This is a genomic window from Streptomyces sp. 2114.4, from assembly GCF_900187385.1.
Lineage (GTDB): Bacteria > Actinomycetota > Actinomycetes > Streptomycetales > Streptomycetaceae > Streptomyces > Streptomyces mooreae.
In genome coordinates this window covers 1,529,634-1,548,152 of record NZ_FYEY01000001.1, presented here as the reverse complement: position 1 = coordinate 1,548,152, position 18,519 = coordinate 1,529,634, and the positions used below count along the sequence as shown (strand labels likewise).

Below are 18,519 nucleotides of genomic sequence, written 5' to 3'. Positions count from 1 at the left end.
ATTCAAGGTGGCCGGGGCCCGGTGGACCCCGGCCTTCTTGTCCTTCAGCCGCCGTGAGCTTGCCGCACCTCCCTCCGCAGGAGCTCGACGTAGTCACGGGCCCACCCCTCGATGGTCGCGCGGTCCCACAGGTCGGCCGAGTACTCCATGAAACCCGCGAGTACGCCCCCGGTGGGCACGAGCCCGACGGTGAGGTCTGTCCGGGATGCGGCCGGGGCAAGATCCTCGACGGTCGTGGTCAGCCCCGGTAGCTCGATGTCGGTATCCAGCGAGCTCTGGTAGGCGAAGCCGACAGCCAGCTGGTCAGGCATGGGGATGCCCTTTCGCTCCCGCATCACCGGGGCGATCCGGCGTACCGGCATGACCTGATCGATGCACTCCACAGTGGTACGGGCGACCTGGTCCGTCAGAGCGGCAAAGGGACCGGCCGCGCCATTGCGCACCCGGAGTGCAAACCCTGTGGTCGCACAGGCCACCAGCGACTCGAAGTCGCGGCGCTCACGGTTGGCGTAGGAAATGTTGAACAAGACGTCCGGCTGCCCGGACTTCCGCGACAGCATCCGGCCCAGGGCCGCCGCGGTGACCACGAACGGGGTCGTGCGCCGCTGCCTGGCCAGCTGCTCCACGGCGGTACGCAGCTCGGCCGGGACGGTGAACATCACCATCCCGCCCTGCCCGCTCGCGGTCGTCGAGCGTGGCCGGTCGAGCGGCAGGTCGACTCCGAAGTCAACGCCGTCCAACTGGCGCAGCCAGAAATCCAGTTTCCGCTCGTCGGCGGCTGCATCGGCGTGGTCGCGCTGCCACTGCGCGTACGAGATGGGCTGATAGGGCACGGGGGTCAGGGTGTGGGGGGTATCCGTCATGGCCGCGGTGTAGAGCGCGGCCAGCTCCTTCAGCAGCAGGCTGACGGACCATCCGTCGCACAGGGCATGGTGCAGGGCGAACAGCAGCACCCACGTCTTCTCGCCGGTGCGCAGCAGGCGAACCGTCATCGGAACGCCGGCGACGGGGTCGAGCGGGGTCTCCGCGGCCTCGGCGCCGGCGCGTGCCAAGGCGGCATCCCGCTCCTGGGGAGGCCGGGCGGTCAGGTCCTCGACGGGGAGGTCCACCGGCCGGGGACGAAGCACCTCCTGCTGCCAGCCTTCGCCGTCCTTGGCAAGGCGGGTCCGCAGCCCCTCGTGCCGTTCCGTGAGCCGGGTCAGTGCGGTGCGCAGCGCCGCCACGTCCAGGGCCCCGGAGAAGGTGATCCGCATGGCGACGTTGAAGACTTGCGGAAGAGGGTGACGGGCGTGAACCGAGGCGAAGCGCGCCTGCTGCTCGGTAGCGGGCGCCCGGCGTTCGACGGCGCCGCTCCCGTGGTCGGCTCCGGACGCTTGGGCCTCTCCTGCTTCCCCGGTGAGATAGGACGTCATGGCCCGCAGCGTGGGCTCCTGGTAGAACCGCGCCATGGGGTACTCGGTGCCGAATTCCTCCCGGACCCGGTTGACCAGCCGCATCACGGTGATCGAGTGGCCGCCCAGGTCAAAGAACGAGGCGTTGGCCCCGAGGCCGTCGGCGTCGAGGGCGAACTCGGCTGCCCAGAGCTCCCGTATCCGCCGCTCGACGGTGGTGCGGGGGCCGGGCTCGCTGCCTGTGCCGGGGCCGGCACCCGTCTCCTCACCGGTGGCATGCCGTTCCCGTCGCGGTGCCGCGGCGACGAGGTCGGGCGGCGGCAGCTTCGCGCGGTCCAGCTTGCCGTTGCCTGTCAGGGGCAGCCCGGTGAGGACTTGCCAGGCGCGCGGCACGAAATACTCGGGCAGCCGGGCCGCCAGTTCGTCGGCCATGAGGTCGGCGAACGCCTGCCGGTCGTCGGCGGCTTCGCCGACCGGGTCGGCGGGGACGGCGTAGGCGGCGAGATACGCCTCGTCCCGTTCGTTGCGGCGGGTCAGCACGGCCGCCTCGCGCACGCCGTCCAGGCTGTTGAGTACGCGGGAGACTTCCTCCGGCTCGATCCGGAAACCGCGGATCTTCACCTGGTCGTCGGTCCGGCCGCGGAACTCGAGCTTTCCGTCCGTGGTCCAGCGCACCAGGTCGCCCGTGCGGTACAGGCGGGCGGCCGGGCCGCCGTCCGGGTCGGGCCAGAAGCGCTCTTCGGTGCATCCGGGCCGGTGCAGGTAGCCGAGGGCCACACCCGGGCCGCCGACCAACAACTCCCCCACGGTTCCGACCGGCACCGGGCTGCCCGACTCGTCGACCACGCGCAGGCGCACATTGTCGACCGGGCGGCCGATGGCGATCGGCCCGTCGGCCGGGGGAGAGCCTTGAGGGGCCACGGTCTCCACCGTGCACAGCACCGTGACCTCGGTGGGCCCGTACACATTCACCGTCTCGTACGGTGCCTCGGGCCGCGGGCGGGTGCGCAACACGTCACCACCGAGCAGCAGATGACGCAGTGGCGGCTGGTTGCCGGGCGGCAGCTGCAGCACCGCTTCGCCCAGCGCCGTGGGAAGGATGGAGAAGGTGACGCCCTGCTCGGCGTACCACTGGGAGAGGGCGAGCGGGTCCTTGCGGACCGCCTCGTCGGCGATCGTGACCGAGGCGCCCGCGGTCAGTGCCGGCCAGATCTCCAGGACCGAGGCGTCAAAGCTCTGGCTGCAGACGACGGCGCTGCGATCGGCTGTGGTGAAGGCGAAGCGCCGGTGGTGCCACCGGCACAGGTCGACGATGCTGCGGTGTGGCACCGCGACGCCCTTGGGTGTGCCGGTGCTGCCGGAGGTGTAGAGGACGCAGCACAGGGACTCGCGGTCCGTGGCGGCCGCGGCGCGACGGGGCCGCCGCGGGGTGGCGTCGGGTGCCACGGTGGTCAGTTGGCCGGGCAGCGCCAGTGCGGCCGCCTCGGCCGGCGTGGACACCACGATCCGGGCCCCGGACTCGACGATCACCTGCTGGGCGCGCGCCCGGCCGAGGGAGGGGTCGAGCGGCACGTAGGCGCGGCCCGACTTGAGTACCGCGAGCATGGCTACGACGAGATCGGCGGAGCGTGGCAGCCACAGGGCCACCACGTCATCGGAGCTGTCCTCCGCGTGCTGCTCCTGGAGTACGGCGGCCAACTGCTCGGCCCTCCGGTCCAGTTCACGGTAGGTCAGCACGGTGTCGCCGCTGATGACCGCCGTGCGGCCCGGGACTTCGGCGGCCTGCCGGCCCACCAGCTCGTGCACAGCGGTGTCCGGCGACGTACGGGAAGGGCCGCGCTGCCAGGACTCCGGTACGGGCTCCCCGCAGGCGGCCACTGCGGTAAGCCGGGACAGCGGTGTCCGGGGGGTGTCGACCGCCGCCGCGAGCAGGTCCCGGAAGGTGGTGAAGAACCGCTCGACGGTGTCCGGATCGAACAGGTCGGTGTTGTACTCCAGGTGACAGCGGATGCCCTGGGGCTGGTCGGTGAAGTAGAGGGTGAGATCCGTCAGGGCCTTGTCCGGACCGGCGTCCAGGGGCGTGGCCACGATGCCGGGCAGCTCGAAGCGGAACGGTTCGCTGCGCTGGAACTCGGCGAGCACCTGGAACACCGGAGTACGGTCCACCACCCGTGGCAGGGCGAGCTCGCGGACCACCGTCTCGAACGCCACGTCGGCGTGGTCGTACGCGTCGAGAGCGACGGTACGCACCCGGTCCAGCAGCTCGCCGAACCCGGGATCGCCGGAGAGATCGAAGCGCAGCGCAAGGGTGTTGACGAAGAATCCGAGCAGGTCCTCGGCCCGCTGAGGCCGGTCGGAGACCGGGACGCCGATGACGATGTCTTCCTGACCGGTGACCCGGTGCAGCATCGCCGCGTACCCGGCGAGCAGGGTCATGAACAGGGTGCTCCGGTGCTGACGACTCAGTTCCCGGAGCTGTCGGGAGAGACCGGGATCGAGAGTGCGGAAGACCGCCCGGCCGTTGGACGTCATCGTTGCGGGGCGCGGCCGGTCGGTGGGCAGGTCCAATACGGGCAGATCACCGCCGAGCGCATGGAGCCAGTAGCCCAGGTCCTCGGCGGCCTTGGGGTCGTCCGCGGATGCCGCCTGCTCGCAAGCGTGATCGGCGTAGCTCCAGGCCATCGTCGGCAGAGCGGGGCAAGTCCGGTCGAGTGCGGCGCGGTAGAGGGCGGACAGGTCGCGGGCCAGGACGGTGGCGGAGGCCGCGTCGACCACGATGTGGTGGAGGGAGAGGACGAGGACGTGCTCGTCGTCAGCAACTCTGACCAGACGGCTGACGAACAGCGGGCCGGCCGCCAGATCGAAACGGCGGGCGCTCTCCGCCGCCAGGACCTCCAAGGCCGCGGCCTCCGGACGGCTGGTGCCGTCCACGACCTCGAAGTCCGGCCGGGCCGATGCCTGCACCACCTGCCGCGGCTCACCTCCCGTCTCCCAAAAGACCGTGCGCAGCCCCTCGTGGCGGGCGATGAGGCCGTGCAGAGCCGCACGCAGAGCAGGCACGTCGAGCGGGCCCTCGAGGCGGATCGCCTTGACCTCGTTGTAGGCGGTACGTCCTGGGAGCAGCCGCTCCAGGAACCAGATCCGCTCCTGGCCCGGCGAAAGCGGCGCCTCACGAGGCACGGGGGCGGGGGCGGCGGCCGGCACGGCGGCGGCAGCGGCCGGCGTGGAGGCTGCCGGGGCAGCAGGCTTCTCCGGGTTCTCCAGGTAGCGACGGCGCAACGCGGCGATGTGGGGGAGGCCCGCGCGCAGCTCGTCCGGCGCGACACCGAAGTCGACCAGGGTGACGATCTCGTCGGCGCCCGCCGTGGTCACCGCGTCCACCACCGGGCCGACGCTGTCCACCGTGCCGATCAGGGCCCGCTGGTCGCAGTAGCGGCCGTACGCGCGGCGGAACACCGTTGCCAGGTCGTCCTCGCTGAGGGCGGCCAGGTCGACGCTGTGCCCGAGGCTGTTGGTGACGCCGCTGAACAGTGACAGGGACGCGCGCATGTAGCGGGACAGCGGTTCGTACGCCCCGGTCCGCGCGGTGTCGTCGTCTGCCGCGAGGTAGGTGTGCAGCAGGACGGCCACCCGGCCGGCGTCCGGATCCAGGCCGTGCCGGGCGCGGGCGCGGCGGTAGCGGGTGATGTTCTCCTGGAGCTGTTCGACGCTCTGCGTCATCAGGTTGGTGACGATGCCCAGGTCGTGGCGGGCGGCGAGCTCGTACGACTCCGGGTTGCCGACCACCGCGGTGTACATGGGCGGGACGTCCTGCACGGGCCGGGGGAAGAGCCGCACCTCGTCCTCGCCGTCACCGGTGGTGCGCCGTAGCGCCTCACCGCGCCAGAAGTTGCGCACCCGCTCCACCTGTTCGTACATCACCTCCTTGTGCCGGCCGAAGCGGTCGGGGAAGAAGACGAAGTCCTTGGCGTTCCAGCCGCTGGCAACGCCGATGCCGATACGCCCGCCGGAGAGGTTGTCGACCATCGACCACTCCTCCGCCACCCGGATCGGGTCGTGGAGCGGCAGCACCACGGAACCGGCGTTGAGCCGGATGCGCTCGGTCTCACGGGACAGCGCGGCGGCGAGCACCGCCGGGTTGGGGAAGAGGCCGCCGAAGGAGTGAAAGTGGCGCTCGGGCATCCACAGCGCGTGGAAGCCGTGCCGGTCGGCGAAGCGCGCCGTCTCCATGAGGAGTTCGTACTTGCCGTGCCGGGGCGTGGTGGCGTCCTGTGGGTAGTCGCCGAAGAAGTAGACGCTGAAGTCGGGGGTGCGGGGCGCGGGCCCGTTCGCGGGAGCCGGGCAAAGTGCGGTGGCCGCGGCGGTGTTCCGGGTCATGGCGGCCGGCGTGGCAGATGCCGCTGTGGGTGCGGCCGGCTCCGGTGCCACTGCCTTTTGAACCACTGCCTTCGGAACGACCGTCTTCGGGACCACCGTCTTCGGGGCCGCGGGACGGCTGCCCGGGAAGAAGCCCGCCGACCGCAGCTCGCGCAGCGCGCCCCGCACGGCATCCGCGAGGAACTCGATGTCGCCGTCCGAGTGGGCGGTGGACAGGAAGAAGTTGCGCCACTCCCAGACATGCACCCCGCGCAGCATCAAGTGGTGGTAAAGGAGCTCCATGTCGGCGCGGTGCTCGAAACGGAACTGGGAGCCGAAGTGGCTCATCCGCAGGGGGAACTCCTCGGCCTCGAAGAAGCCGTTGAGCGTGGCGGCCAGTCCGGCGGTACGCGCGTTGAGCTGCTCCTGCAGGCGCGGGCTGTGCTCCTTGAGGTGCGTGAGAACGGCCCGCGCGGCGACCATCGACACCGGGTGCTGGATGTACGTACCGCCGAAGAAAGTGGTGTCAGCGGGCGGGTAACTGTCGTCGCCGTACGACCAGTAGCCGCCGTCGACGCCGTCCATGATGTCGGCACGGCCCGCGATGGCTCCGATGGGGAAGCCGCCACCGAGCAGCTTGCCGTAGGTGGCGAGGTCCGGGCGGACGCCGTACAGCTCCTGCGCCCCCCGCAGCGCCGGGCGGAAGCCGGTCAGCATCTCGTCAAACATCAGCACGATGCCGTGGCGGCGGGTCAGCTCGCGCAGCTTCCGCACGAACTCGACGGGCTGCAAAGAGGGGTGTCTGCTCTGCACCGGCTCCACCACGACGGCGGCGATCTCCGCGGCCTGCTGCTCGATCGCCTCCAGGGCTGCGTCGCTGCCGTAATCGAGCACCAGCAGATCGGAGACGGCACTGTGCGGGATACCGCGGGAGACGGGCACGGTGGCGCGCTCCGTCCCTGCGCCCGGGGGGCGGCCGAGGACGTTGTCGGCATGGCCGTGGTACGCCCCCAGGAAGGTGACGACTTTGCCCCGTCCCGTGGCCGCGCGGGCCAGGCGGATGGCTGCGGAGTTGGCTTCCGTACCGGAGTTGGCGAACGCCACCCGCTCCAGGCCGGTCAGCTCGGCCAGTAACTCGGCCGCCTCGCCGGTCTCGGTGGTGCGGGGGCCGAGCTGGATGCCCCGCGACAGGTGCTCACGGACGGCCTCGCTGACGAAGGCCGGCTCGTGGCCGAAGAGCAGCACGCCGAAGCCCATCGTGATGTCGACGTACTCGTTGCCGTCGACGTCCTCCAGCCGCGCGCCGCTCGCCCGGCGGCTCGCAAGGGGGTAGAGCATTTCCTTGGTGCTGCTGCGGAAGCCGACGACGGCACGGCTGTCGGCCAGAACACGGCGGTAGCGCTGGGCGATCCCTTTCGATGTCGGGGTCCTGGCGGTGTAGCGGCGTACGAGGTCGTCCAGATGCTGCTGCTGGGAACGTGGCGAGGTGCCCTGGATCATGCCGGAGGCACGCGGGACGGTCACCCGGGGGCCGTGCACGGCGTGCGGCTCAGCAGGTCGCCCCGCGGCGGGTGCCCCGGCGCCCATCTGCTCGGCGATGCGCCGCGAGAGTCCGGCCATCGCCGCCAGGTCCTGGTCAAGGGCGGCACGGACGCCGTTCACCCCGGTCACTCGGCTGCCTTGCCGTTGCCCCCGAGCGTCACCGAAGCGGCCTGGAGCGCGAGCAACTGGGAGAGCTGGGACATCATCTGCAGCTGTATTTGCGATAGCTGGTGAAGCTTGTGGGCGAGGTCTTCCAGCTCCTGGCGAGTGGCGTAGTCGGGAGCGGTGGCGACGGGCGGGGGCTCCGGAACGGACTGGGCATGGGCAGCCACCGGCTCGCGTGCGGCGGGGGAGCGCCGGTCGACCGGCTCCGGAGCCCAGGCCCGCTCCGCCACGTGCTCCGGCGCCGCCGTCTTCGCTCCAGGAAGCCGGTCGGCGATGAGCTTCGCCAGCAGGCCCGGCGTGCCCGTCTCCTCGAACAGCTCTCGCATCGTCACCTTGACCTGGTGCTCCTGCTCCAGTTCGCGCAGCACGCTGATCATCTGCAAGGAGTCGGCGCCGAGGTCGAAGAAGGAGGTGTCGCTGGTGATGGCCGATGGATCATGGCTGAGGTGCCGCGCCGTCGACTCGGTGATGCTTCGACGTATCCGCTCCATCACTGCCTCGTGCTGTCCCACTGCGGCTCCATCTATCTCTGGGGTTCTGGCGGGCAGGACCGGCAACTCCGGCCCTGCCCAGTGGTCTTTGTGCTGAAAGCGGTATCCGGGCAGCGGTATCCGCCTGCCCCCGCAGCCCGCCAGGAGCGCACGCCAGTCGATGTCCGCTCCCGCGCAGTGCAACGCGGCCGCCGCGCCCCAGAGCGCGCCGAGCGCGGTGCCACGCCGCAGGGACGGCAACGACCGCACGCTCGGCAGCGCCCGGCGTGCCAGGCCGCTCAGGGTGGTGTGCGGTCCGATCTCCAGCAGCACATCGGGCCGGTGCCGGCCGATGCCGTGCAGCGCCTCGTCGAAGCGGACCGGCTCACGGGTGTGCCGGAGGAAGTACGCGGCGTCCGGGGCCCACCCGGGCGGGCGTGTCATGCCGTCGAGCCCGCTGACGAACGGGATGCGCAGCGGCCGGAAGGCCACCTCGCCGAGGACCGTCCGGAAATCGTCCAGCATCGGCTCCATCAAGGCCGTGTGGAAGGCGCGCGCCACGGGCAGCCGCTCGCCCGGTATGCCGCGCTCGTCGAGCAGGGCGTCCAGCCGGTCCACGGCCGTGGCGGGCCCGGCGAGCACCCTTGCCCGCTCCCCGTTGGTCACGGACAGCTCCAGGCCCGGCACCTCGGCAGCCAGCGCCTGGGCAGCCTCCCGGTCGAGCGCTACCGCGGTCATCGCACCGGGCAGACAGCGCTGCTGCATCAGCCGGCCGCGAGCGGCGGTGACACGAAGCCCCTCATCGAGCGACAGGGCTCCGGCCGCATGGAGCGCCGCAAACTCGCCGACGCTGTGCCCGGCCACGACGTCAGGAGCGATACCGGCGTCGCGCCACAGCTGGACGAGGGCGCACTGCAGCGCGAACAGGGCGGGCTGCGCCGTGTCGGTGTGCCAGGGCCCGCCCGTGTGCGAGCCGTTCCCGAGCAGCCCGGTGAGCAGGGAGCCGCCGGTGAGGTCGCGGTAACGGCGCTCACAGGTGTCGAGCACGTTGCGTACGGTGGGAAAGCGCTCGTACAGGGCGGTGGCCATGCCGGGGTAGGGGCTGGCCTGCCCGGTGAACTGGAAGGCCACGCGGGCCAAGCCTTCCGGCGGTGGCGTTCCCGTCGTCACCGCTGCCGGGTTGGTGCCGCTCAGCCATGCGTCGAGGACGTCGGCGAGAGCGACCGGGGTCGCGCCCCGGGCAGCGAGCCGGTGCCGGCCGTGGACGCGGCCGAGGGCAGTGGTGGTGACGAGGTCCGCCAGGTGTGTGCCGGGCTGCTGCCGCAGGCGGTCGCGCAGGGCGCCGGCGTTGGCTGCCAGGGCCTCCTCGGTGCTCCCCGAGACCAGGAGTAGGTCCGGCGCAGCGGCGGTGCCGGACCGGGGCGTGGGGTCGGGGGCCTGTTCGAGGACGAGGTGGACGTTGGTGCCGCCGACACCGAGGGAGGAGAGGCCCGCACGGCGCGGGGTGTCGCTCTCCGGCCACGGTCGGGCGGTCCGGGGAATGTAGAACGGGCTGTGGTCCAGGCCGATGGCGGGGTTGGGCTTGCTGAAGTTCGCCATCGGCGGGATGACGCCGTGCTTCAGGACCAGGAGGGTCTTGATCAGTCCGGCCACTCCGGCGGCCGCGTCGAGATGGCCGATGTTGGCCTTGGCCGAGCCTAGGGCGCAGTAGCCGGTGCGGTCGGTGTCCTCGCGGTACGCGGCGGTGGCGCCGTCGAATTCGATCGGGTCACCCTTGTGTGTGCCGGTGCCGTGGGTCTCCAGGTAGCCGATGGTCTCCGCGCCGACACCCGCACGCTCCAGAGCCTGGCGAATGGAGGTGCGCTGGCCCTGGGCGCTGGGGGCGGTGAACGCCTTCTTGCCGGCACCGTCGTTGCCGATGCCCCAGCCGCGGATGACGCCATGGATGGTGTCGCCATCGGCGACGGCCCGCTCCAGCCGTTTCAGCACGACGGCCACCACCCCCGTACCGCCGACCGTCCCGTCCGCGTCGGCGTCGAAGGGGCGCAGGCGGCCGGACCTGGAGAGAATCGAGCCCTTGACGTAGCGATAGCCGAGTACTTGCGGCACATGGACGGCGGCCGCTCCGGCGAGGGCTATGTCGCAGTCGCCCATGAGCAGCGACTGTGCGGCGAGTTGCACTCCGGCCAGGGAACTGGAGCACCCGCTCTGCACGCTGAGGGCCGGTCCGGTGAGACCGAGCCGGTAGGCGACGCGAGTGGCCGTGAAATCGTTGTGGTTGCCGATCGTGATCTGCATCCCCGCCATCCAGTCGTCGACGGCCTGGCCGGGCAGCACGTGGTGGAGCAAGTAGCTCCGCAGGGCGTACAGGTGGTAGCCCGTACTGGCGTAGACACCCACCCGGTGGCCGTCCCGCTCGTCCGGGTATCCGGCGTTCTCCAGGGCGTGCTGGGCGCACTCCAGGAACATGCGCTGCTGAGGGTCGGTGAGCTGGGCCTCGCGGGCGCTCATCCCGAAGTGCGTGGCGTCGAATCCGGCGATGTCCTCCACCACACCGGACGCGCCGACGAAATCCGCCGCTTGGTACTGCTCAGCAGGAATACCGGCGGCAGCCAGCTCTTCTTCCGTGAACCGGGTGATGCGGTCCGTGCCGTCGCGGATGATGCGCCAGAACTCCTCGGGAGTGTCGGCACCGGGCAGCCGGAAGGCCATGCCGATGACAGCCATGCGAGGGTCGGGGTTGCGTAGCGTCATCAGCTGCGTCCCTCCGCCGCTGCCGGCACGTCCGGGCGGACCGGTTCCTCCGTGCGCCGGGCGGCCGCGCCGGCCCGTCGCATGCTCACCAGGAGCAGGACTGCGCACAGGACGATGGCAAGGCCGTGGAAGGACGCCACCACCTGCAGCGGCGAGAAGGTCTCCAGCAGTGCCCCGCTGACGAGCATCCCCAGACCGAAGCCGGCGTTCTCGGCCGAGGCGGAGAGCCCGAAGAGGCGACCGCGCTGCTTGTCAGGGGCGGCTTGCAGCCTCGTGACGTACACGGTCTCGGTGAATCCATCGGCCGCCCCCGCGATGAGCGCGGCGATGATGGCCGGCACGGTGGGAAGCCCGCAGAACACCACGATGAAGCCCGCCGACATCACACATGCCCCGAGCGCGAACGCCTGCTCGCCCGGCGTCCGGCCGGTCCTCTTGGCGACCCGGCCGAACAGTTGCTGGGCCACGATGTTGCCGATCGCCCAGGTGGCCCAGAACTGGCTGATGAAGGTGGCCGGATGGCCGGGGTCCAGGCCGTGGGAATAGAGGGGCAGGGCGATGTTGTGGGAAGAGGAGCCCAGCCCGTCCACCGCTCGCACTGCGATCATCACCATCAGCAGCGGCGCCGTCCGCAGCAGCATCCGGACCGTCCACGCCGTGGCGCGGGAGGCATGCTCCGCACCGCTTTCGGTGGCTTCTTGCGGCGCCTTCGCCCTGGTCCGTACGGGCAGCAGGAACATGATCGTCGCAGAGATCACGAAGGTCACGGCGTCCAGCGCGAAGGCCGTGGAGTAGCCGTACCGCGCCACCACCACGCCCGACGAGGCGAAACCGACGATCATGGCCAGCGACCGGCCGACGACCAGCAGACCGTTGGCGCGTGCCCGGTGCTCGCTGCCGACGATCTCCGGAATGCTGCTGCGCAGAGCCACTTGTGAGAGCGTCGAGCAACCGCCGGTGACCACGGCGAGGAAGTAGAGCAGCGTGGCGCGCGTCCCCTCAGGGGCGAGCAGCAGCGTCAGCAGCGAGACGGCCTGGCAGAGGTCGGCGCCGACCATCAGGCGCTTGCGGTCGTAAGCCGCGACGAGGCGGCCGCTCACAAAGCCCGACGCGAAGCTGGTCGCGAGGCGTACGGCCATGAAGAGTCCGGCGGCTAACGCGCTGCCCGTGACGTCGTAGATGAAGACGTTCAGGGCCACCAAATTCAGGTAACTGCCGTACGCCGAGATTCCATTCCCGACGACGAGCAGACGGAAGTATCCCATTCGCGTTTCCTCTGGTCTGCTGAAGGCCGAGAACCGATGAATAGAGGTGGAACGGTTTGCTCTCCTCGTCGCTGGACAAGCTGAGGGAAAGCGGAGCGCACGGCTCGATAAGGGGAGACGGATGGGAACCAACACGGAGGCATATGAGGAACTGCCGATTCCCCGCGCTGCTGAAGTCCCAGGTCACGTGGTGTATGCACGGTTTCGGCGTCCGGCTCGAACCGCAGCCTGCGCGCGCGTCCCGAGGTCTCTTACGGCATCTCCTTCGCCAACTCCCCCATCATCCCCCGATACTTCACCGTGCCATCCATGGAGTGCTTGCACCATGGCACCCGAAATCCCCGCCGAGTCGGCCGGTATCAACGCTCGCATCGAGGCGCCAATGCCGCAGACTCACATCCCCCGGCTCAAGGCGGCAACAGAAGAGGCCCCGAGCGGCTACTCATTCGCCAGTCAAGCATGTGCGCCCCTGCCAATCAAGGCTTCTGGTCAGCCGCGCTGGAATCCGGTCGATTTCCGGCGGTCTTAGGACGCATTCCCTTTTGACGAGCGGGATGCGGGGCCGGGGAAAAGGGAAATTGGATTACCTTGCTCCGCTTCACGCCTGCGGGGACCGCACCAGCTCGACAGGGGCTCCGGGAATACCCCTCGGGGCCGTCTGACGGCAACCCCGCCCACAGCACGGTCACGTTCTCGGCGGCCGGTACCGCCTGGGACTTCACCGAGTCGGCCGCGCCCGTCCTCGGCGCGCTGCTGACCGGTCAGCCGACCACGCTCGGCGAGATGGCCGACTTCACCGGACTGGAGATCAAGGTCGTGGCCGAGCTGGTCTCCGCCCTCATCGAGGGCCATGCCGTCGCGGTCGTGGGGACCGCGCTGTGACCGCCGCTCTCTCCCTGGGGACATACCGCGTGCGTGCCGTCAGTCAGGCGGCACGCACCGCCCTGGCTGCCGGTAGCCCTTGGGTGGACACGGCACCCAACTACGCCCACGGTCGGGCGCATGAGGAGCTGCGCCCGGTTCTCGGGGAGTCCCCGAGTGTGCGGGTAGCTACGAAGACGGGGTTCTTCACGGAGGCGCAAGGCCGCACCGCCCTGGCTGAGGGCGTGCTCACCCAGGAAGAGGCGGCCGGCCGGCACAGCGTTGAACCGGGCTTCGTCCACTGGCAGACGGAGCGCTCGTTGGCCGTGCTCGGCCGCGTGGATCTGGCGTTCGTGCACAACCCCGAACACCACGGGCACGGCCTTGACCGGGCTGCTCTGCACTGGCGTATGCGGGAAGCCTTCACGGCGTTGGAGGAGTTCGCCCATGCAGGCAGGATCGGCGGGTACGGCGTCGCCACCTGGACGGGCCTGACCTCCGAAGCGTTCACAGTTCCCGAGTTGCTCGCGCTCGTCCGACAGGCGGCGGGCTCCACCGAACACCACTTCACGGGGTTGCAGATGCCCGTCAGTCTGATCATGGATGACTTGATCAGGCAGGCGCTCGACGGCGGCGGACCGCTGGTGCAGGCGAAGGACGCGGGGCTGACCACGCGAGCACGCGCGAACACTGGGACGATGCGGCGAAGGCTCTGGCTGCGCCCCTGACGGCGGAGGAACTGAGGAGGGTGACCGATGAACTCGCCGCCGAGTGAGGACGTACAGACCCTGATGGAGGCCGCTCACGACCGGGCGGCCAAGGCTCTGGGTCTCACGTGCATGGGCCCGCTGGCGTGGGGCTTCCAGGGCGTCACACTCGGTCGGCAGGCCGGGAACCGGTGGCTCCGGGTAAGCCGGACCGCTGAGAGGAACGCGGGCAGGAAGCAGGGGGAGGGCATCGTGGGGGCCTCCTTGTTGGTGCCTGACGCTGTCCCGCGACCGCGCCTGTACGAGGTGTACGACTGGACCGACGGCGAGTGGGCCTTCGAGGCCGAAGTCCTCGGCTACGTGACACATCCCGTCGTGTCCCCGGAGCGGGCCGACCTGCACCACGACCCCCACTTGCCTGACGAGTGGTGGGTCGACCTGCGCCGAGCCCTGGCCCTGCTCACTGGGGCGGAGGGGGCGAGGGCCACTGTCCGCGACGGGTGGATCGAGCGCGCCTTCCCCCAGTTCCTCGGCATCCCTGCCCCTGCCAAGGTGGAGCGGGTGACCGGACACGGTGACCTGCACTGGGGCAACCTCACAACCATGCCCCTCACCCTGCTGGACTGGGAGCGGTGGGGCCGCGTGCCCTACGGCTACGACGCGGGTCTTCTCCACGCGAACAGCCTTCTCGTTCCCGACGTGGCGGACCGTATCCGGCTGGAGTTCGCTTCGGTCCTGGACACCCCAGCCGGCCGAGTCGGAGAACTCGCTGCCCTGGCGGAGATGCTGCAAGCCGTAGCCCGTGGCTGGTACCCGGACTTGGCCCCGCGCCTTCTCGCTCGGGCGGAGTCACTCACAGGCGTTCGGCCATCGGTCCCGGTGCACTCCGAGGTCAGCACCTGACAGCCCGGTGCATCACAGCGGCTCCCGACGTGATGCCGGGGGCCTGCCTGTGTCCGTGTGCGCCTGTCTCAGGCGCTCTCTCCCAGGTGGCGGTACAAGGTGGCACGACCGATTCCCAGGGCCTTGGCGATGGACGTGACGCTCTCTCCCTTGAGGTACCGGGCGCGGGCCACGGCCAACTTGTCCTCGTCCACGACGGTCGGACGCCCACCGACGTTGCCCTTGCGGGCCGCAGCGTCCAGCCCTTCCAACGCCTTCTCCCGGATGCCTTCCCGCTCCACCTCGGCACTCACGGCGAGCACGGCGAACACGATGGCACCTGCCCCATTCGGGTCGTACACGCCTTGAAGGGGACCGGACAGGAGTTCCCGTTGGATGCCGTCCGCCTGAAGCGTGGACGACAGCGTCATCAGCTCTGCCGCACTCCGGGCAAGCCGCTTCATCTCGGCGACGATCAGGATGACCGGCTGATTCGGCGCGGCTGCCTTGATCTCCCGTGCCGGCGTGAGTGCCTTCTCCAACTCCGGCCGCTCCTTCACACGGGTAGTGGTCTTCTCCGAGAAGACGCGGGTGCAGTCGGCACGGGCGAGCATGTCCAAATGTGACTGGAGTTCCTGCCCGACCGTGGAGCAACGAGAAGGTTTCGGCCCGGTGGGCTGACGCTCCGGACCCGGCTGCACCTGCCCGAGGACTTCCGCATCCACGACTGGAGGCACAGCAAGATCTGGAGGCCGGGGAGAACCCCGTAGAGGTTTCTGCGAACGCCGGCACCACTCGCCGAACTACACGATGGCCCGGTACGGCCACTCTCGTAGGGACGGAGCGCAGAAGCTCGCCGCCTCCGGTGCCGGCCGACTCAGCCTGTCATCCCTGGTCTGACCTGGGGATTCGCCAGGCTGTTGGTCACGTGGTTGGTCACGCCACAGTCCTGGAAAGCAGAAGACCCCAGATGAACTGGGGTCTCAGCTGGTGTCCGAGGGGGGACTTGAACCCCCACGCCCGATAAAGGGCACTAGCACCTCAAGCTAGCGCGTCTGCCATTCCGCCACCCGGACAAGGTGTCTGCCGGTGCGGCCTGGGCCGTTCCGACGTGGAAAACAATAGCAAACGTTCGCGGGTGGTCGATCACCCCTGCATTCGGCCGGAAGCGGGGCTGTGACCAGCGCATGTCGGGAGTATTGCGGCCTTGGGTACAGCGGGCGACGGGTGGAGGATGGCAGTGGACCCGCCGTGGGCCGTGCTCTGAGGGGTGCGTGACGCGGCCGTGAAGCCAGAGGAGGCACCGTGAGTCAGCTCCGCGAGCGAACCATGGAGAGGTGGGAGCCCCGCGCATGCGGGGCCGGGCGAAGCGAGGGCGCCGCATGAGCGAGTCGCAGTCGGGCCGTGCGGTGACCGGTGAGGACGAGGTCGTCGACCTGTGCCGGGATCTGATCCGGATGGACACCAGCAACTACGGCGACCACTCGGGCCCGGGGGAGCGGGCCGCCGCCGAGTACGTCGCGGAGAAGCTCGCCGAGGTCGGCCTGGAGCCGCAGATCTTCGAGTCCCACAGGGGCCGCGCCTCGACCGTCGCCCGGATCGAGGGCGAGGACCGCTCGCGGCCGGGGCTGCTCATCCACGGACACACCGATGTGGTGCCGGCCAACGCCGACGACTGGACCCACCACCCGTTCTCCGGGGAGATCGCCGACGGCTGCGTCTGGGGCCGGGGCGCGGTCGACATGAAGGACATGGACGCGATGACGCTCGCCGTCGTCCGGGACCGGCTGCGCACCGGCCGCAAGCCGCCGCGCGACATCGTGCTGGCGTTCCTCGCGGACGAGGAGGCGGGCGGCACCTACGGCGCGCGCTACCTCGTCGACCATCACCCGCACCTCTTCGAGGGCGTCACGGAGGCGATCAGCGAGGTCGGCGGCTTCTCCTTCACCGTCAACGAGCAGGTGCGGCTCTACCTCATCGAGACGGCCCAGAAGGGCATGCACTGGATGAAGCTGACGGTGGACGGCAACGCCGGTCACGGTTCGATGATCCACAAGGACAACGCGATCACCGAACTGTCCGAGGCGGTCGGCCGGTTGGGCCGGCACGAGTTCCCGGTGCGCGTGACCAAGACGCTGCGCTCCTTCCTCGACCAGCTCGGGGACGCGCTGGGCACCGAGCTCGACCCCGAGGACATGGACGCCACGCTGGCCAAGCTCGGCGGCATCGCCAAGCTGATCGGCGCCTCGCTCAAGAACACCGCCAACCCGACGCAGCTGGGTGCCGGCTACAAGGTCAACGTCATCCCGGGGCAGGCCACCGCCCATGTCGACGGCCGGTTCCTGCCGGGCCACGAGGAGGAGTTCCTGGCCGACCTGGACCGGATCCTGGGCCCGCGGGTGAAGCGGGAGGACGTCCACGCGGACAAGGCGCTGGAGACCACCTTCGACGGTGCGCTGGTCGAGGCGATGCAGTCGGCGCTGCAGGCCGAGGACCCGATCGCGCGCGCCGTGCCGTACATGCTCTCCGCCGGCACGGACGCCAAGTCCTTCGACGATCTCGGGATCCGCGGATTCGGCTTCGCCCCGCTGAAGCTGCCGCCGGAGCTGGACTTCGCAGGAATGTTCCACGGTGTGGACGAGCGGGTGCCGGTGGACGGACTGAAGTTCGGGGTCCGGGTGCTCGACCGGTTCATCGACCAGAGCTGAATTCGGCGCGGATTTCCTGCCTTTCGCACCGGCTTCGCTGAAAAGGGTGAACGCACCGATGTGTTCGTAGCTTCAACAGCATTTTTCTCGTTGCAGTGAGTGCGGTCCGCGGCTGGGATCGTATTGCCTACAAGGAGGAATAATGATCAAGAAGGTCGTCGCCGCTGCGGCAGTGGCCGGTGGTGTCGTGCTCGCCGGTGCGGGCCTGGCCGTTGCTGACTCGGGTGCCCAGGGCGCTGCCCTGAACTCTCCTGGTGTGGTTTCCGGCAACACCATCCAGGTGCCGGTACACGTTCCGGTGAACGCTTGTGGCAACACGGTCTCCGTGATCGGGCTGCTGAACCCCGCGTTCGGCGAGGGCTGCGTCAACAAGTGACCTTCTGGCGTCCTTTGGCGTTGTATTTGCACCCGGTAAGGGTCTGACTCGGTCCGGCTCCGGAAGGCGCACCACATTCCGGAGCCGCTGGGTTTCGGCGGGCCGGTGGATTCTTCCGAGGATCCTCACTTGCCCGTATTCCTGTAAGGCACTAGGCAGGGGAACAACCTATGAGACAGGTCGCACGAAAGGGCCTGATCACCATGGCGGCCGCCAGTGGCGTACTCGCCATGGCCGCCGGCTATGCACAGGCCGACGCGGGAGCCGCCGGAGGCGCGGCGAACTCGCCCGGCGTCGGATCCGGCAACAGTGTTCAGGTACCGGTGCACGTACCGGTGAACGCCTGTGGCAACACCGTCAATGTCGTCGGGCTGCTGAACCCCGCGTTCGGCAACCACTGCGCCAACGTCGGCGGTGGTCGGCACATCGGCGGACACCAGGGTGGTCACCAGTCCGGACACCAGGGCGGTGCGAACGCCGCGGGCGGGGCCTCGAACTCGCCCGGTGTCGCGTCGGGCAACAGTGTCCAGGCTCCGGTCGACGTACCGGTGAACGCCTGTGGCAACAGCGTCTCGGCGGCCGGGCTGCTGAACCCGGCCTTCGGCAACCACTGCGCCAATGGGTCGACGCCGGCCCCGGGCCGGCCGCACCACCCGGGCAAGCCGCACGAGCCCGGCAAGCCGCATCACCCGGGCAAGCCCCATCAGCCCGGTAAGCCTCACCAGCCCGGTAAGCCCCACCACCCGGGCAAGCCTCACCAGCCGGGCAAGCCCAGCCAGCAGTCGCCGCACACGCCGGGGACGAAGCCGCAGACCGGGGGGCACAGCCAGATCGTGACGCCCCCCAAGCCCGTCGGTCACCTCGCGCAGACGGGTGCCGGAGGGGTCGGCTACGCGATTCCGGCCAGCGCCGGACTGCTGCTCGGGGGCGCCTTGATCTACCGCAAGGCGCGCGCCGCCCGCCGGTGAGCAGCACGACATAGCGCACCGGCGCTCCACGAGCGGGCCCTGCCCAAGCGGGGCCCGCTCTGCCGTGCTCAGGC

At 70.0% G+C, this 18,519-nt stretch carries 9 protein-coding genes, 1 tRNA gene and 1 pseudogene; 6 read left to right on the top strand and 5 right to left on the bottom strand.

What is annotated here, in order from left to right:
* Window positions 1-44: 44 nt before the first annotated feature.
* From CFW40_RS06735 to CFW40_RS06725, 3 genes are read right to left on the bottom strand one after another with little or no spacing between them, the layout of a single operon-like run.
* Complete coding sequence (locus CFW40_RS06735; protein WP_305523244.1) at window positions 45-7,418, bottom strand: MupA/Atu3671 family FMN-dependent luciferase-like monooxygenase; 7,374 nt, start codon at window positions 7,416-7,418, stop codon at window positions 45-47.
* On the bottom strand, window positions 7,415-10,678 hold the full coding sequence (locus CFW40_RS06730; protein WP_088796921.1) for a type I polyketide synthase: 3,264 nt from the start codon (window positions 10,676-10,678) through the stop codon (window positions 7,415-7,417). Before CFW40_RS06730 ends, CFW40_RS06735 begins: the two co-directional genes overlap by 4 nt.
* Window positions 10,678-11,943, bottom strand: a complete 1,266-nt coding sequence (locus tag CFW40_RS06725; RefSeq protein WP_088796920.1) for an MFS transporter — start codon at window positions 11,941-11,943, stop codon at window positions 10,678-10,680. Before CFW40_RS06725 ends, CFW40_RS06730 begins: the two co-directional genes overlap by 1 nt.
* A 643-nt stretch (window positions 11,944-12,586) precedes the next feature.
* Between CFW40_RS06725 and CFW40_RS06720 the strand changes: the two are divergent.
* From CFW40_RS06720 to CFW40_RS06710, 3 genes and pseudogenes are all read left to right on the top strand, one after another.
* Window positions 12,587-12,825 (top strand): annotated as a pseudogene (locus tag CFW40_RS06720) (cupin); the annotation flags it as partial.
* Window positions 12,822-13,532, top strand: coding sequence for an aldo/keto reductase (locus CFW40_RS06715; protein ID WP_306427426.1), 711 nt, complete (start codon window positions 12,822-12,824; stop codon window positions 13,530-13,532). The pseudogene CFW40_RS06720 and the gene CFW40_RS06715, both read left to right, overlap by 4 nt.
* 27 nt (window positions 13,533-13,559) lie before the next feature.
* The gene (locus CFW40_RS06710; protein WP_088796918.1) at window positions 13,560-14,414 is read left to right on the top strand and encodes a hypothetical protein; all 855 of its coding nucleotides are present in this window, start codon (window positions 13,560-13,562) and stop codon (window positions 14,412-14,414) included.
* 68 nt (window positions 14,415-14,482) lie between these two features.
* Here CFW40_RS06710 and CFW40_RS06705 read toward each other — a convergent pair whose 3' ends face one another.
* Both CFW40_RS06705 and CFW40_RS06700 read right to left on the bottom strand, forming a co-directional pair.
* A complete protein-coding gene (locus CFW40_RS06705) occupies window positions 14,483-15,118 on the bottom strand; it encodes a recombinase family protein (RefSeq protein ID WP_218136803.1) in 636 nt (211 codons plus the stop codon).
* Between the two features lie 263 nt (window positions 15,119-15,381).
* Window positions 15,382-15,469 (bottom strand) — tRNA-Leu (locus CFW40_RS06700).
* Window positions 15,470-15,775: 306 nt separating this feature from the next.
* Here CFW40_RS06700 and CFW40_RS06695 point away from each other — a divergent pair.
* From CFW40_RS06695 to CFW40_RS38665, 3 genes are all read left to right on the top strand, one after another.
* Window positions 15,776-17,101: a M20/M25/M40 family metallo-hydrolase gene (locus CFW40_RS06695; RefSeq protein ID WP_088796916.1), complete on the top strand. Its 1,326-nt coding sequence runs from the start codon at window positions 15,776-15,778 to the stop codon at window positions 17,099-17,101.
* Window positions 17,102-17,243: 142 nt separating this feature from the next.
* Window positions 17,244-17,477: a chaplin gene (locus CFW40_RS06690; RefSeq protein ID WP_088796915.1), complete on the top strand. Its 234-nt coding sequence runs from the start codon at window positions 17,244-17,246 to the stop codon at window positions 17,475-17,477.
* Window positions 17,478-17,647: 170 nt separating this feature from the next.
* Entirely contained in the window at window positions 17,648-18,445 is a 798-nt protein-coding gene (locus CFW40_RS38665) for a chaplin (RefSeq protein WP_088796914.1), read from the top strand.
* Window positions 18,446-18,519 lie beyond the last annotated feature (74 nt).

Bases quoted from the DNA above. Each gene is read 5' to 3' on its own strand.
- CFW40_RS06695 (WP_088796916.1), top strand. From the start codon at position 15,776: ATGAGCGAGTCGCAGTCGGGCCGTGCGGTGACCGGTGAGGACGAGGTC.
- CFW40_RS06730 (WP_088796921.1), bottom strand. From the start codon at position 10,678: ATGACGCTACGCAACCCCGACCCTCGCATGGCTGTCATCGGCATGGCC.
- CFW40_RS06690 (WP_088796915.1), top strand. From the start codon at position 17,244: ATGATCAAGAAGGTCGTCGCCGCTGCGGCAGTGGCCGGTGGTGTCGTG.
- CFW40_RS06710 (WP_088796918.1), top strand. From the start codon at position 13,560: ATGAACTCGCCGCCGAGTGAGGACGTACAGACCCTGATGGAGGCCGCT.
- CFW40_RS06725 (WP_088796920.1), bottom strand. From the start codon at position 11,943: ATGGGATACTTCCGTCTGCTCGTCGTCGGGAATGGAATCTCGGCGTAC.
- CFW40_RS38665 (WP_088796914.1), top strand. From the start codon at position 17,648: ATGAGACAGGTCGCACGAAAGGGCCTGATCACCATGGCGGCCGCCAGT.